This is a genomic window from Luteimonas sp. 8-5 (genome assembly GCF_029763755.1).
In the GTDB taxonomy this organism is placed as follows: domain Bacteria; phylum Pseudomonadota; class Gammaproteobacteria; order Xanthomonadales; family Xanthomonadaceae; genus Cognatiluteimonas.
This window is the reverse complement of sequence record NZ_JARUVM010000055.1, coordinates 1-15,193: the sequence shown is the minus strand read 5'-3', so window position 1 is coordinate 15,193 and position 15,193 is coordinate 1. Positions and strand designations below refer to the sequence as shown.

Annotated in this window: 13 protein-coding genes; all 13 read left to right on the top strand. The window is 63.6% G+C overall.

Annotated features, from left to right (window positions below):
- Positions 1 to 2 precede the first annotated feature (2 nt).
- The 13 genes from glyQ (at position 3) to QAA18_RS07425 (ending at position 15,118) form a co-directional block, all read left to right on the top strand.
- Positions 3 to 917, top strand: a complete 915-nt coding sequence (glyQ, locus tag QAA18_RS07485; RefSeq protein ID WP_279412278.1) for a glycine--tRNA ligase subunit alpha — start codon at positions 3 to 5, stop codon at positions 915 to 917.
- Positions 914 to 3,091, top strand: a complete 2,178-nt coding sequence (glyS, locus tag QAA18_RS07480) for a glycine--tRNA ligase subunit beta (protein WP_279412277.1) — start codon at positions 914 to 916, stop codon at positions 3,089 to 3,091. Before glyQ ends, glyS begins: the two co-directional genes overlap by 4 nt.
- 139 nt (positions 3,092 to 3,230) lie before the next feature.
- Complete coding sequence (locus QAA18_RS07475) at positions 3,231 to 5,003, top strand: autotransporter assembly complex protein TamA (protein WP_279412276.1); 1,773 nt, start codon at positions 3,231 to 3,233, stop codon at positions 5,001 to 5,003.
- A 2-nt stretch (positions 5,004 to 5,005) separates the two neighbouring features.
- A complete protein-coding gene (locus QAA18_RS07470) occupies positions 5,006 to 8,917 on the top strand; it encodes a translocation/assembly module TamB domain-containing protein (protein ID WP_279412275.1) in 3,912 nt (1,303 codons plus the stop codon).
- Between the two features lie 76 nt (positions 8,918 to 8,993).
- Positions 8,994 to 9,521, top strand: a complete 528-nt coding sequence (locus QAA18_RS07465) for a hypothetical protein (RefSeq protein ID WP_279412273.1) — start codon at positions 8,994 to 8,996, stop codon at positions 9,519 to 9,521.
- 42 nt (positions 9,522 to 9,563) lie between these two features.
- Positions 9,564 to 9,941, top strand: a complete 378-nt coding sequence (locus tag QAA18_RS07460) for a cupin domain-containing protein (RefSeq protein WP_279412272.1) — start codon at positions 9,564 to 9,566, stop codon at positions 9,939 to 9,941.
- Complete coding sequence (locus QAA18_RS07455; RefSeq protein WP_279412271.1) at positions 9,938 to 10,129, top strand: hypothetical protein; 192 nt, start codon at positions 9,938 to 9,940, stop codon at positions 10,127 to 10,129. The genes QAA18_RS07460 and QAA18_RS07455 overlap by 4 nt, the downstream gene beginning before the upstream one ends.
- Positions 10,130 to 10,317: 188 nt before the next feature.
- Positions 10,318 to 10,677, top strand: coding sequence for a hypothetical protein (locus QAA18_RS07450; RefSeq protein ID WP_279412269.1), 360 nt, complete (start codon positions 10,318 to 10,320; stop codon positions 10,675 to 10,677).
- A gap of 596 nt (positions 10,678 to 11,273) precedes the next feature.
- Positions 11,274 to 11,588 (top strand): hypothetical protein, encoded by a 315-nt coding sequence (locus QAA18_RS07445; RefSeq protein ID WP_279412266.1) that lies wholly within the window; start codon positions 11,274 to 11,276, stop codon positions 11,586 to 11,588.
- 122 nt (positions 11,589 to 11,710) lie between these two features.
- Positions 11,711 to 12,136, top strand: coding sequence for an SET domain-containing protein-lysine N-methyltransferase (locus QAA18_RS07440; RefSeq protein WP_279412265.1), 426 nt, complete (start codon positions 11,711 to 11,713; stop codon positions 12,134 to 12,136).
- A 153-nt stretch (positions 12,137 to 12,289) separates the two neighbouring features.
- Entirely contained in the window at positions 12,290 to 13,342 is a 1,053-nt protein-coding gene (locus QAA18_RS07435) for a hypothetical protein (RefSeq protein WP_279412264.1), read from the top strand.
- A 76-nt stretch (positions 13,343 to 13,418) separates the two neighbouring features.
- Positions 13,419 to 14,030, top strand: coding sequence for a DUF1780 domain-containing protein (locus tag QAA18_RS07430; RefSeq protein WP_279412262.1), 612 nt, complete (start codon positions 13,419 to 13,421; stop codon positions 14,028 to 14,030).
- Between the two features lie 122 nt (positions 14,031 to 14,152).
- Positions 14,153 to 15,118 (top strand): PIN domain-containing protein, encoded by a 966-nt coding sequence (locus QAA18_RS07425; protein ID WP_279412261.1) that lies wholly within the window; start codon positions 14,153 to 14,155, stop codon positions 15,116 to 15,118.
- Positions 15,119 to 15,193: the final 75 nt, after the last annotated feature.

The window sequence follows — 15,193 nt, the reverse complement described above, 5'->3', positions numbered from 1 at the left end:
GAATGACCGGCCCCACCTTCCAGGAACTGATCCAGCGCCTCAACGCCTATTGGGCGGGGCACGGCTGCGTGCTGATCCAGCCGCTGGACCTCGAGGTGGGCGCGGGCACCTTCCATCCGGCGACCTTCCTGCGCGCCATCGGGCCGGAGCCGTGGGCCGCCGCCTACGTGCAGCCCTGCCGCCGCCCCACCGACGGCCGCTACGGCGAGAACCCCAACCGCCTGCAGCGCTACTACCAGTACCAGGTGGTGATGAAGCCGAACCCGGACGACATCCAGGCGCTGTACCTGGGCTCGCTGGTCGCGCTGGGCGTGGATCCGAAGGTGCACGACCTGCGCTTCGTCGAGGACAACTGGGAATCGCCGACGCTCGGCGCCTGGGGCCTGGGCTGGGAGGTCTGGCTCAACGGCATGGAAGTCACCCAGTTCACTTACTTCCAGCAGGCCGGCGGCCTGGAGTGCAAGCCGGTGATGGGCGAGATCACCTACGGCCTCGAGCGCCTGTGCATGTACCTGCAGAACGTCGACAACGTGTTCGACCTGGTGTGGACCCACGGCCCGGACGGCGCGCCGGTGTACTACCGCGACGTCTACCACCAGAACGAGGTCGAGCAGAGCGCATACAACTTCGAACATGCCGACGTGGCCGAACTGTTCCACCGCTTCGACGCCTGCGAGGCCGAGGCGTTGCGCCTGGTCGAGCTCGACCTGCCGCTGCCGGCCTACGAGCAGGTGATGAAGGCTTCGCACAGCTTCAACCTGCTCGACGCGCGCCGCGCGATCTCGGTGACCGAGCGCCAGCGCTACATCCTGCGCGTGCGCAAGCTGTCGCAGGCGGTGGCCGAGAGCTACTACGCGCAGCGCGAGAAACTGGCCTTCCCCGGGCTGCGCAGCGCAATCGCGGAGGCCGCCCGATGAGCGCCGCGATGCAACCGCTGCTGGTCGAGATCGGCACCGAGGAACTCCCCGTCGGCGCCCTTCCCGGCCTGGCGCAAGCGCTGTTCGACGGCGTGGTCGACGGCCTGGCCAGGCGCGGCGTCGCGTTCGAGCGCGGCGATGCGAAGCCGCTGCATACGCCACGACGGCTCGCGGTGCTGCTGCCGGGTGTCGCGGCCGAGCAACCGGAACAACATTCGGAAGTGCTGGGTCCGTACCTCAACATCGCGCTGGATGCCGACGGCCAGCCGACGCGCGCCCTGCAGGGTTTCGCCGCGAAGGCCGGCGTGGAATGGACCGCGCTGGAGCGCACCACCGACAACAAGGGCGAGCGTTTCGTGCACCGCGCGGTAACGCCAGGCGCTGCGACCGCGGCGCTGCTGCCGGAGATCGTGCGCGAAGCGGTGGCGGCGATGCCGATCCCCAAGCCCATGCGCTGGGGTTCGCGCGACGCCGGTTTCGCCCGCCCGGTGCACTGGCTGGTGCTGCTGCACGGCGACCAGGTCGTCGAAGGCGAGCTGTTCGGCCTCGCCGCCGACCGCATGAGTCGCGGCCACCGTTTCATGCACGAAGGTCCGGTCTGGATCGGTTCGCCCGCCGACTACGTCGACGCGCTGCGCAATGCATTCGTCCTGGTCGACCCGGCCGAGCGCCGCGAACGCATCGTGCGCGAGGTCGAGGCCGCGGCGAAAACCGCCGGCGGCGTCGCCCGCATCGATGCCGGCAACCTCGATCAGGTCGAGTGCCTGGTTGAGTGGCCTTCCGCCGTGCTGTGCGGTTTCGAGACCGACTTCCTGGCCGTGCCGCAGGAAGCGCTGGTCGCGACCATGGAAGCCAACCAGAAATTCTTCCCGGTGCTCGATGCGCAGGGCCGGCTGACCGAGCACTTCGTTGGCATCGCCAACATCGAGTCCATCGACGTGGCCGAGGTACGCAAGGGCTACGAGCGCGTGATCCGCCCGCGCTTCGCCGATGCGCGCTTCTTCTTCGACGAGGACCTCAAGCAGGGCCTGGCGTCGATGAACGACGGCCTGAAGACCGTCACCTACCAGGCGAAGCTGGGCACCGTGGCCGACAAGGTCGCGCGCGTCGCGGCCCTGGCTGAGGCGGTGGCGCAGGCGGCGGGGGTGGATACCGCGCTGGCGCGCCGCGCCGCGGAACTGTCCAAGGCCGACCTGCAGTCGCGCATGGTCAACGAGTTCCCGGAACTGCAGGGCATCGCCGGGCGCTACTACGCCGCGGCCGCGGGCGAAACGGCCGACGTCGCCAACGCGATCGACGAGGCCTACCAGCCGCGTTATTCGCGCGACGACATCGCGTCGTCGCCGCTGGGCCGCGTGCTGGCCATCGCCGAACGCCTCGACACGCTCGCCGGCGGTTTCGCCGCGGGGCTGAAGCCAACCGGCAACAAGGATCCGTTCGCCCTGCGGCGCAATGCGCTGGCGCTGGCGCGCACCATCGTCGAGGGCGGCCTGTCGCTGGATCTGGTCGAATTAATTCGTCATGCGGAAGCACTTTCCTCAAGGGCGATGATTCGAACTGGTCTTGCGAAAGCTCAGTTTGCTGCCGACCATGCGGAAAAGCACGGCGTTGACGTCAAGGGCCAGATCTACGAGTCAAGCGATCTTCATCCCGAAAAGAACGTTTTAGCGATCTTTGATTTTGTTCTGGACCGCCTGCGCGGCTACTACGCCGACAAGGGCGTGCCGGCGCAGCAGTTCGCCGCCGTTGCCGAGATGTCGCCGAAGTCGCTGCTGGATTTCGACCGCCGCATCGCCGCCATCGGCGAGTTCGCCACCCTGCCCGAGGCCGAGGCGCTGGCCGCGGCCAACAAGCGCATCCGCAACATCCTGAAGAAGGCCGAGGGCACGATTCCTGGCGCGGTCGACAAGGCGCTGCTGCGCGAGCCGGCCGAGGCCGCGCTGGCCGAAGCCGTCGACGCCGCCGTTGCCGAAACCGATCCCGCGCTCGTCGCCGGCGACTACGTGGCCGTGCTCGGCCGCCTCGCACGCCTGCGTCCGCAGGTCGACGCCTTCTTCGACCAAGTGATGGTCAACGTCGACGACCCCGCCGTGCGCGGCAACCGGCTCGCGCTGCTGCAGCGCCTGGCCGGGCGCCTGGGGAGCGTGGCGGCGATCGAGCATCTGTCTTCGTAGAGCGGGGAATGAAGAGCGGGAATGGGGAATGAGGGGAGTGGCGGTTGCCTCGAACCTGCCATTCCCCTCATTCCCCATTCCCTTCATTCCCTGTCCCTTCTTCAGCTCCAGCACACCCGGCGCGGGTATGCTCCCAGCCATGCGTCCAGTCCCCCGCCTGCTCGCCACTGCCGTTTTGTGCCTGTCCGCGGCGGCGGTGCAGGCCGCGGTGGTGGAACGGGTCGAGATCAGGGGCCTGGACGAGGCGATGACCGACAACGTGCGGTTGTCGCTGTCGCTGGTCGAATCCATCGGCAAGGACGTCTCGGGCCGGCGCATGGCCTACCTGGTGCGCGAGGCCGAGAACGAGGCCCGCGAGGCCCTGCGGCCGTTCGGCTATTACTCTCCCGAAGTCACGGTGGAGCGCGACCGCGAGGCCGGGGTCGTCACCATCACCATCGTTCCCGGCGAGCCAGTGCGCGTGCGCAACAGCAACGTCGCCATCGAGGGCGAGGCCGCGCGCGATCCGTACATGCAGGACGAGATCTTCACCTTCCTGCCGGGCCCGGGCGCGATCTTCGACAGCAGCCTGTACGAGGCCAGCAAGACCCGCATCAGCCGGCGCCTGGCCGAGCGCGGCTACTTCGATGCCGACTTCCTCGCGCGCCGGGTCGAGGTGACGCGCGCCGAACACGCGGCCGACATCGACCTGCGCTGGGACAGCGGCATCCGCTACGACATGGGCCGCGTCAGCTTCGAGCAGGCGCCCGACGAGATCATCGATCCGGCCCTGTTCGACAAGCTTGTGTACTGGGACGAAGGCAGCTACTACCACCAGGGCAAGCTCGACCGGCTGCGCACATCGCTGGTGTCGCTGGACTATTTCAGCCGCATCGACATCGAGCCGCGCACCGACGAGGCAGCGCCCGGGCCCGACGGCACCGGCAAGCGCGTGCCGATCGGGGTCACGCTGACCCCGGCCAAGCGCAGCATCTACACCGCGGGTTTGAGTTACGGCACCGACAGCGGCGCCGGTGTACGCCTGGGCCTGGAGCGACGCTACGTGAACCGGCGCGGGCACAAGGCGCTGGGGCAGATCGACTTCGCGCAGAAGCGCAAGACCGCGACCGTGCAGTACCGCATTCCCGCGTTTGCGTGGCTCGACGGCTGGTACACCGCCAGCATGCAGCTTGCCGACGAGCAGACCGACTACATGGACAACCGCCGCGTCGAGTTCGTCGCCAGCCGCAGCGGCCAGATCGACCGGCGCCTGACCGCCGTGGCCTCGCTGCACGTGCTGCGCGAGCGCTGGGCCTACACCGACGACCTCGAGCACCCCGACTACCGCTACGGCAGCTTCACCTTCCCCTCGCTGCGCGCCGAGTACGTCAACGCCGACGACCGCCTGTATCCGCGCAACGGCCTGGGCGGCAGCGTGCTGCTGCGCGGCGCGCACGAGGGCCTGTTCGGCTCCGATGCCGGCTTCCTGCAGGCGCATGCGCGCGCCAGCTGGTTCAAGGGCCTGGGCGAGCGCAGCCGCCTGATCGTGCGCGGCGAACTCGGCCATACCTTCACCGGCACCGTGTTCGACCTGCCGCCCAGCCTGCGTTTCTATGCCGGTGGCGACCGCAGCATCCGCGGGTACGGCTACCGTGAGGTTGGGCCACGCATCGGCGACCTAGGGTTGGGCGCGAAGAACGTGGTGACCGCCAACCTGGAGTACGAGCAGTACTTCAATGAAAGCTGGGGCGCGGCGGTATTCGTCGATACCGGCAGCGCCTTCGACGGCAAGGATCCGGACATGCATACCGGCGTCGGCTTCGGCGTGCGCTGGCGCTCGCCGGTCGGCCCGGTGCGCATCGACATCGCGCGCGGCCTGGACGGCCCGCGCTCGCCGTTCACCATCGGCCTCAACATCGGCGCGGACCTGTGACCATGGCCAGGCGCGACGACCTGACCCCGGAGCAGCGCGAGGCGCGCATCGCCGAACTGCGGGCGCGGCGGCGGGAGCGCCTGGCCGTGCTGGCGCGGCGCAGCGCGTTCATCGGCGTCGGGCTGTTCCTGCTGGTGGTCGTGCTGCTCGCCTGGTTGCTGCAGACGGTCGCCGGCCGCGACGTGCTGCTCAACCAGATCGTGTCGCGCCTGCCGGCCGGCACCACCCTGACCTGGACCAGCGCCGAAGGCCCGGCTGCCGGTCCGCTGGCCCTGCGCGGCGTGCATTTCTCGATGCCGCGGCAGATCGATCCGGCCTGCGTGCCCACCGACACCGCAAGCTGCGCGATGGGCCGCATCGTCTTCGACGCGCGGACCGTGGTGCTGGATCCCGCGATCCGCCCGCTGCTGGGCAAGCGACTGCGCCTGGACGCCCTGGTGGTGCAGGGCGCGACGCTGTCGCTGCCGCGCAGCGATACGCCGTTCGAGCTGCCGCGCTGGCCCGAGTCGCTGCCCGACATCGCGCCGCCGCTGGAATTGCAGGCCGACGACATCCGCATCGACGACCTCGCCATCCGTCAGGACGCTCAACCGATGATCGCGATCGCCAGCGCGCGCGGCGGCCTGGACGCGTCCGACGGCCGCCTGCACGTGGAGCACCTGGTGGTGGAAAGCGACCGTGGCCGCTTCACCGCGCACGGCGACTACGCCCCGCGCGACGATTACCGCAGCGACCTGACGCTTTCCGCCGCCCTGCCCTCACCCCCGCTGCGCACGGCGCCGCGCGTCGGCGTGGTACTGCGCGGCGACCTGTCGCGGATGCTGGTGGCGGTGTCCGGTAATGCGCCCGCGCCACTGGAAGCGCTGCTCGTGCTCCGCGACGACACCCGCAGCGAGCAGCCACGCTGGTCGCTGCGCGCCAGGAGCGAGGCGCTGGATCCCTCGCTGCTGTCGGGCAGCGGCGAGGCAAGCGAACCGCTGTCGTTCGACTTCAAGGCCGGCGGCATCGGCGGTCGCGCCCGCATGCAGGGCGAGTTCGCGCGCGGCGACTTCGCCGTCGTCGTGCAGCCTTCGCGCCTGCGCCTCGAAGACCAGGTGCTGGAGCTGCGCCCGCTGGTCGTGGACCTGCTCGATGGCCGCGTCATCGCCCGCGGCCACGTCGACCTGCGCCGCGATGCCCCGAACGCCGCCGGCGACGAATCGCCCATACGCCTGGCATTGCAGGCGCGCGACCTGCGCTGGCTCGGCAGCACGCCGGACGTGCCGGCAATCGTGCTCGACGCGGACGTCGGCGTGGCCGGCACGCCCGACCTGTGGGCGGCGATCGGCAACGCCACCTTCCAGCGCGGCGAGCAGCAGGCCAGCGTGCGCTTCGACGGACTGGGCAATCGTAGCGACGTCGAGGTGCGCAAGCTGCACGCAGCCACCTCGAACGGCGCGCTCGATGCCACCGGCCGAGTGCAGTGGGCACCATCCCTGGCCTGGAACGGCGAAGCCACGCTGGGCGGGTTCGACCCCGGCTACTTCCTGCCCGACTGGCCCGGCGCCGTCACCGGCCATGCCACGACCAGCGGCGAAACCCTCGCCAACGGCGACCTCTCTCTGCGCTTCGATGCCGATCGTCTTGGCGGACGCCTGCGGGGGCGCGCACTCGGCGGCCACGGCAAGCTCACCATGCTGTTGCCTGCAGATGCCAACGCGGTCCCTCTCTACGAAGGCGACGTCGGCCTGCGCCTGGGCGAGAGCCGCGTCGAAGCCAGCGGCACGATTGCCGATCGCCTGGACGTGCGTGCGCGCTTCGAACCGCTGCGGCTCGACGACCTGTTGCCCAACGCCGGCGGCATCCTGCGCGGCACGCTCGTAATCGCCGGCGCGCGCAACGCACCCGACATCACCGCCGACCTCGATGGAACCAGCCTGCGCTACGACGCCTGGGCCGCGGAGTCCCTGCACGCGCAGGGCCGCCTGCCCTGGCGCACCGGCAGCGGCTCGCTGGTGCTGGAGGCGAACGGGCTCGACACCGGCATCCCGGTCAGCAGCGTCCATGTCGACGCCACCGGCGCCGTCGAGCGCCTGCAACTGCAGGCCACCGCCGGCAGCGAGTACGGCGACCTGGCGTTGGCCGGCAGCACCACACGTCGCAACGGCCGCTGGCAGGGCACGCTCGACACGCTGCAACTGGATCCGTGGCGCGGCAGCGCCTGGTCCCTGCAATCGCCCACGACGTTTGCCCAGACCGGCAACGGCTGGCGGCTCGACGACACCTGCCTTGCCGCAGCCGACGGCGGCACCCTGTGCGCCAGCGGCGACTGGCCGCGGCAGGGCCTGCACGCGGAGGGCCGCGGCCTGCCGCTCACGCTGGCCACGCCCTACCTGCCTGAACGCAGCGACGGCCGGCCGTGGCTGCTGCACGGCGAGATCGCGCTGGACCTCGACGTGCGCCGCGCCGGCAACAGCTGGCGCGGCGAAGGGAGCGTGGTGTCGGCGGTCGGCGGCCTGAAGAACAGCGCGCGCTCGCGCAACGACCTGGTCGGTTACCGCGACCTCGTGCTGGTGGCGCACTTCGATCCGGAGCGCATCCAGGCCAGCGTCAACGCGGGGCTCAACGGCGAAGGCCGCCTGGTGGGCCGCATCGACGCCGGCTGGGATGCCTATGCACCGCTGGAGGGCGAGGTGGCGCTGGACACCAGCGAACTCACCTGGATGGAACTGCTCTCGCCCGACATCGTCGAACCCACCGGCACCCTCGCCGGCCACATCGCGCTCGGCGGCACGCGAGCGCAGCCGACGCTCGGCGGCAACGCGCAGTTGACCAACTTTGCTACGGAGATTCCCGCGCTGGCGATCGCGCCCAGCGAAGGTAACGTGCGCCTCGATGCCCTGCCCGACGGCACCGCGCACATCGCCGGCAGCATAAAGTCCGGCGACGGCGTGCTGCGCATCGACGGTTCGCTGGGCTGGAACGGCGAGGACACGCCGCTGGTGCTGAACGTGCGCGGCGAGAACGTGCTCGCTTCCGACACCCGCGACCTACGCATGGTCGTCGCCCCCGACGTGGTGGTGCGATACGCCGCGCGCCAGCCGCTGGATATCCGCGGCAGCGTGCAGGTGCCCAGTGCGCGCATCGACCTGGAACGCCTGGACAGCGGCGTATCGGTCTCCGACGACGTGGTCGTGCTCGACCCCGACGATCCGGAGGAAGGCCTGGCCACGCCCGTGCAGGTGGACCTCACCGTCGCGCTGGGCGAGGACGTGCGCCTCAACGGTTTCGGCCTGGAAGGCAGCCTCGGCGGCAGCCTGCGCGTGGTCGCGCGCCCCGGCCGCGAGATGCTCGCCACCGGCACGCTCGATGTCGGCGGCAAGTACGAAGCCTACGGGCAGGAGTTGCAGATCGCCCGCGGCCGCCTCGTGTGGCAGGGCAGTCCCATCGCCGATCCGCTGCTCGACATCCGCGCCGAACGCGAAGTGGGCGATGTCACCGCCGGCATCGATGTCGGTGGCCGTGCCTCGCGGCCGACCGCCGAGGTGTGGACCGACCCGGCCACCGACCAGTCCGAGGCGCTCGCCTATCTCGCCCTGGGACGTCCCCTGTCCACGGTCACCGGCGACGAAAGCCGCCAACTCGATGCTGCCAGCGCCGCACTTTCCGCCGGCACCGGCCTGCTCGCATCGCAACTCGGCGCGAAGATCGGCCTCGACGACGCCGGCGTCAGCCAGTCCCGCGCCCTGGGCGGCAGCGTCCTGGGCGTCGGCAAGTACCTCTCGCCCAAGCTCTACGTCGGCTATGGCGTCTCGCTGCTCGGCACCGGCCAGGTGCTGACCCTGAAGTACCTGCTGCGCAAGGGCTTCGACATCGAGATCGAATCGAGCACCATCGAGAACCGGGCCTCGGTGAACTGGCGCAAGGAGCGCTGACCGGCGCGGGGCATGGCCCGCGTTTCATCCCTGACAGGGAAGGCGATTACCATCGCCGGACCGCCGAGGGGACTCCATGCGCACGATCCTGCCCGCCCGCTTCTACCTGGTGCTGTTCGCAGTCGGTGCGGGCACCTTCCTCGTCCACGAGTTCGCCCACTGGGCGACCGGCATCGCGCTGGGGCACGACATGGTCGCCACGCCCAACCACGTGTGGTCGCGCAGTCCCATGGACGCCTTGGACCAGGCCCTGGTTTCCGCGATGGGACCGGTGGTGACCATCATCCAGGGCCTGATCGGCTTCCGGCTCGTGCGGCAGGGTGGCTCCCGTTTCGGGTTCGCCTTGCTGTACATGGCGTTCTTCATGCGCCTGCTCGCCGCCGGCGTGAGCGCCTTCAATCCCAACGACGAGGCCAGGGTCAGCCAGTTGCTCGGCCTGGGGACCTGGACGATCCCGGCAATCGTGGTCGCGGGCCTGCTGGTGCTCGTCGTCGCCGCCAGCCGCCAACTCCGGCTGGGATGGCGCGACCAACTGTTCTGCTACATCACCGCGTCGATCGTGGTCAGCGCCATCGTCGGCCTGGACCAGGTGTTCTGGCGCTGACGGCCCCGGATGGCGTTAGGATCGGGACAAGGGAGGGAATCCATGACGTCTGCCGTATCCCCCGCGCGAGTCGCCGGCGGGCTGACCGAGCTCTGGTCACCCCGCGTCATCGGTGAGCTCGATGACGCCTACATCAAGGTCGCGAAGATCCATGGCACGCTCGCCTGGCACAGCCATGAGCACGAGGACGAAATGTTCCTCGTGCTCAAGGGCCGCCTGCGTATCGAGATGGAATCCGCCAATGTCGAACTCCGCGAGGGGGACATGTACGTCGTACCCAAGGGCGTCCGCCACAACCCCGTGGCCGACGAGGAATGCCTAGTCATGCTGATCGAACGCAAGTCCACGTTGCACACGGGCAACGTCATCACCAAAAAGACGCGCTCGTTGGATGAGCAGTTGCGACCGATCGGGGCATGAGCGCCGTGTTCAAGCTGCTGGGAATTCTGGTGGGGCTTTACACCGTTTATGCGGTGTCGAAGGGCGAAGTGTTCGCGAAATCCGGGGCATGGGGCCGCACGATTTCGCGCGACGACGCTCCGGGGGAGTTTTGGACGGTCATCGTGATCTACGGGGGGCTGGCGGTGGCGTTGGTGACCGTATTCTGATGGCAAGCCCCGGCGCGACGGTCGAAACATGGCAGGATTAGGTTGCAGAACTAGGCTGCGCCATCGGGAATAAAGCAATGATTTTTTGGAAGTTTTCCAAATCCTGGTGCTAGTTGCAGATGGGCTATGTCGCCTGTCTACACTCCGTTTTTGAATCTATTAGTAGTTAGGCCTCACAGGGGAGTTCAATGGAAGCTGATATCGCACAAATAAAGATGCTCCTTTGGATCATCCTTGGCCTCCTGGTGTTCTTTATCGCAAGCAACATCCTTTGCCGCATCCTCAATTGTGGTCAGCCTGACGACAAGCTGGGAGACCTTTGGCAAAAAGGCAAAACTCAAAAGGTAATTGAGAAGGCACGCTTGCGGCTTCAGGAACATCCACACGACATATCGGCTCTCTATTACGGAGCCAAGGCGCTGGCCACAGCGGGGTTGCACGACAGCGCCAGAACCTACCTCAAGCGCCTAATGCTAGTCGAGCCCGCTCTACACGATGAATGCAAGGTGCAGCTAGATGCGATCGATAGAATGGCAAGTGATGCCTAACATTGCGTTCAAGCCGAAATTGCATCGCTACGCCGTCAACATGGCAGAGAGAGCTTGCCATGTTGCCAGCTACGCGCTGCAATTCGGCTTAACTTGAGCGTTAGGTGCGCATGAGCCAATTCGGCCGCCGCTTTCTATATCTGATAGCCGGCGTTGCGCCAGCCTGCTTGGGCACTGCATTCGCCTTCGCGCTCGGACCATTCGTCGTTGCCGCCCTTCTTGGCACCATTGGGCTAGCCGCTGCCGCACTAATGCGTTTCCCACTCTCGCCTCAGAGCTATGGCCGTGTGGCGGTGCTGCTGGCTTGCGGCATAGCACTCGCAGCACCGCTTGGGGCCATGCTGCTATATGGGCTACTGGCGGACGGTGTCAATCCAGAGGGATGGCTGGCCTTTACTCTGGCTGTTTGGGTGTTTGTCGGGCCAGTCGCGTGTGCTGTACACGCCTTGTGGGCAGGCCGCCGCGCACCTAACAGATCATTCAAGCCGAACCCGCCCCGGTACACCCTTAACTCGGACAGTTCAGGACTATCATCGACTTCGGACCCGACCCATGGCGGGTCGGCTTAATTCAGACGTTAGGCGCTAGGGGGAGCAATGCACACTATCAAAGCTATCGTGACGGCTACGGTGCTGGTTCTTGGCCTCTCTGTTCCAGCATCAGCGCAGAACGAGCCCTCCGGCCAAGGACTTTTAGTCGTCGCAAAGATGACTGGCGCATGCGGGATCCTCAACTCGATGATTCAATTCCAAACGTCCACCCAAATGGCAGGCGGGGAGGAATTTGTCGCCCGGTTCTGGAACGTCGAGGCCGCACGACTGGGCCTGACCGTTCAGCAGCTGTCAGACCAATGCGACGAATCAATTGGCGCGTACGACAGGATCTGGAAAGCATTGGAGTCGGGCCAATGAGCGGCGCGCCTAACATTGCGTTCAAGCCGAAATTGCATCGCTACGCCGTCAACATGGCAGAAAGAGCTTGCCATGTTGCCAGCTACGCGCTGCAATTCGGCTTAACTTGAGCGTTAGGCGCCATGGTGAGAATCGCCGCTCCAATTGCATACATCGCGGACACAGGCACGGCCAAGGGACGCGGAGTATTTGCGTCTCGCAAAATTTCTTCGGGTGAGATCGTGGAAGTCTGCCCGGTTGTTGTGCTGTCCTCGCGCTGGAAGCAAATGCCACCTGAGGTGCAACGTGTGGTTTTTGATTGGGGCTATCTGACGAAGCAAGAAGCAGCGTCTTGCTTGGCATTAGGCTGGGGCAGCATGTACAACCACGCCAATCCGGCCAGCCTGAGGTATGTTGCTGTCGCTGATGCGTTTGTTATGCAGTTTGTAGCCGCTAGAGATATCGACGCAGATGAAGAATTAACCATCAACTACAATGAAACCGGCGGCGATATCAGCTCCACTGAAGACGTGTGGTTCAAGGACTCCGGTGTCACACCAATTATCTAGGCGGAGCACCTAACATTGCGTTCAAGCCGAAATTGCATCGCTACGCCAGCCACATGGCAGAAAAAGCTTGCCATGTGTCCGGCTACGCGCTGCAATTCGGCTTAACTTGAACGTTAGACCTCACCACAAAGTAACGGCGACTTGGAGAGCCAAATGGCATCGCTCGACTTCGAAGCTGAAAAATCAGCCTTCCGCGAGTATCACAACGACAACAGCGAGCTGCTACACGGTGCCGAGGATTTCTTCAGGTCACTTGTAGTTTCTTTACTTGCCCGCGTGTCAGGCCTTGAGAAACCAACCGTCACTTCGAGACTGAAGGATCGCGAAGAGTGTATTCGCAAATTCTCGCGCAAGTATCAGACAGCCCTTGAAGAGTCGCAAAACGCGTACGAAATAAAAGACCACATCACAGATTTGATCGGCCTTCGCGTTGTTTGCCTGTACGAGAATGAAGTTGATCTAATCGTTTCAATGTTGCGCACAAATTTCGAAGTTCTTGAAGAAACAAACAAAATTAAGGCAATTGAAAGCACTGAGAACGCCTTCGGCTACAAGGGCTTCCACTTAGACCTAAAAATCAATGAAGCGAGACGAGAATTCCCAGAGTACGCACAGTACGAATCTCTGAGGTTCGAAGTTCAAGTTAGAACTACCATTCAAGACGCATGGAGTGCTCTTGACCACAAGATCAAATACAAGAGATCTATCCCGGCCGACCTCAAGCGCAGAATTAACACACTCGCGGCCCTATTCGAGCTGGCCGACCACGAATTTCTAAGTATTCGTGACAAGACGAAAGAGCTATTTCAAAAAGCTCAATCCGAAACAAAAAAGATCGCTGTTGAAGGTCCCGCCCCTGCCCCAGCGGCTAGCGGAGCAAAGCAAGCCGCAACAGATTTAGATGTCTTCTCCTTCATATCTGTTGCGGAGCACTACTTCCCAGGCTACAACTTCATTTCGTTTGCGGCAGATGGATTTGTGCAGGAACTACTCAAGATAAAGCCGTCTCTTACAATCGAGTTCCTCTCAGATTCACTCAACAGGCATTTGGCGAAGGTCAAGAAATACAAAGCAGAAAGCCCACACTCGCTTAATCCTTACACTCAAATCCGCCATTCGCTGTACTTAGAAGACCAAGATTTGTTCAAGACCTGCTTGTTTGACATGCAACGTGCACAGTTTGATGAGTGGCTGCGTAAAGCGTGAGGTCTAACAATTCATTCAAGCCGACGCCGCTTCGCGGCGCGGCTTAACTCAGGTGTTAGATGCCACTGGAGGCCTCATGGAAGACCAAGAATTCCTAGAGCAACGCATCAAGGATCTAGAAGCCTCCGTTGCCTACTTTGCACCCGGAAACAACCAAGCAAAGGAACGCTACGTCGCCGCGTCGTTCATTGAAAATCTTCGCATTCCATATAGCGATGGCGAGATCATTAGCCCTGACGATGACCCGCCAGACGTAGTTTTCCGCGACGCACGATTCGAGATCAAAGAAATTCTTGATCCTGATCGCCGCCGGCACGATGAGTACAAAGCGGAGTTAGAGCGGGCAAGAACGCTCACCGACCCGCAAGACTTGTTTCATATGTTCACGCCAAAAGATGAATCGCTTAGCGAGATATACCGTCGCTGCGAGGAATCAGCGCTGGCATTGAACAACAAATATCCTGCCGCAGTCCGTTCAAGCCTCGACCTGCTCTTCTACGTCAACCTCATGCAAGTCTTTGACGTCATAGAGGTTCCATACCCGGACACATCTGGCCTCGAGCCCGCAGGCTGGCGCTCCGTCTCCTTTGTTATGGGTCAGCGCAGCTGCTGCTTTCATGCCCGCAGCGACGCCCCAGCTTTCATCAAGGAGGCCGTAGGCCATGTATCGCATCTGCACCCCAGGTAGATTGGCATCTAACAGTGCGTTCAAGCCGAAACCGCTTCGTTCCACCAAACACATGGCAGGTGAAGCTTGCCATGTGTTTGGCTCCACTACGCAATTCGGCTTAACTTAGGCGTTAGGCATCTATGCACGTCTTCATCGACACCAACATTCTTCTCAACTTCTTCCACTTCACGAAGGAGGAAATTGATGCGTTGAGTAACGTTTTCGCGTCACATGAACATGGCGCAGCGACTGTGCATCTCACCGAGCAGGTCTGCGACGAGTTTTCCCGTAATCGGGAGAATAAGATCAAGGATGCGCTTAAGAAATTCAAAGATGTGAAGTTCGCCGCACAGCTTCCCGCTTTCATGAAGCAATACGAGGAATACGAACAGATTAAGAATAAGAGTGCGGAGCTTCAGGATTTGGCAAAAACAATCTCGCAGAAGGTCGATTCAGATGTAGTCGACAATGGTCTTTTGACAGACGCGCTGATCAAAGACATTTTCGCAAAGAGCACTCCAATTCCAACCACACCAGAGCTATTCGCAAAGGCCCAAATGCGAATGGCCTTGGGTAACCCCCCTGGAAAAAATGGATCCATGGGAGACTCGGTCAATTGGATTGCCCTATTTGACGCCGTGCCGGATGGCGAAGATCTTCATGTGATAAGTGAGGACGGGGACTTCTACTCCACACTTGATGAAAACAGACCTCATCCATTCTTAAATAAGGAATGGAGTGATAAGAAGCACGCGAAACTCTTCGTCTACAGAACATTGTCGTCATTTCTTAAAGAACACTTTGACGGCGTCGCATTCTCGTATGACAAAGACAAAGATGCACTGATTGAAAGCCTGGCAGAGTCAGGTGCGTTTGCTGTAACGCACAATTTGATTGCAAAGCTCGAACAGTTTGGCTACTTCTCTCTGAAAGAGGTCCAGCGAATTCTCGCCGCCGCTGTTGCTAACAATCAATTTGGCTGGATCGCCACTGATGATGATGTCTTCACGTTTCTAAAGCGCGTAGCTGTACCCAGGATGGGCGCACTCACAGATCCTGAGCAGATTGAGTTCCTTAAAAACATGCTCGACTCAAAGGATGCCTAGAGAAATGCCTAACAATGCGTGTATGGACTCCTCCTGCAATAGGGCCTGGTGAGCTGCTGTTGGCTTAGGGCGGTT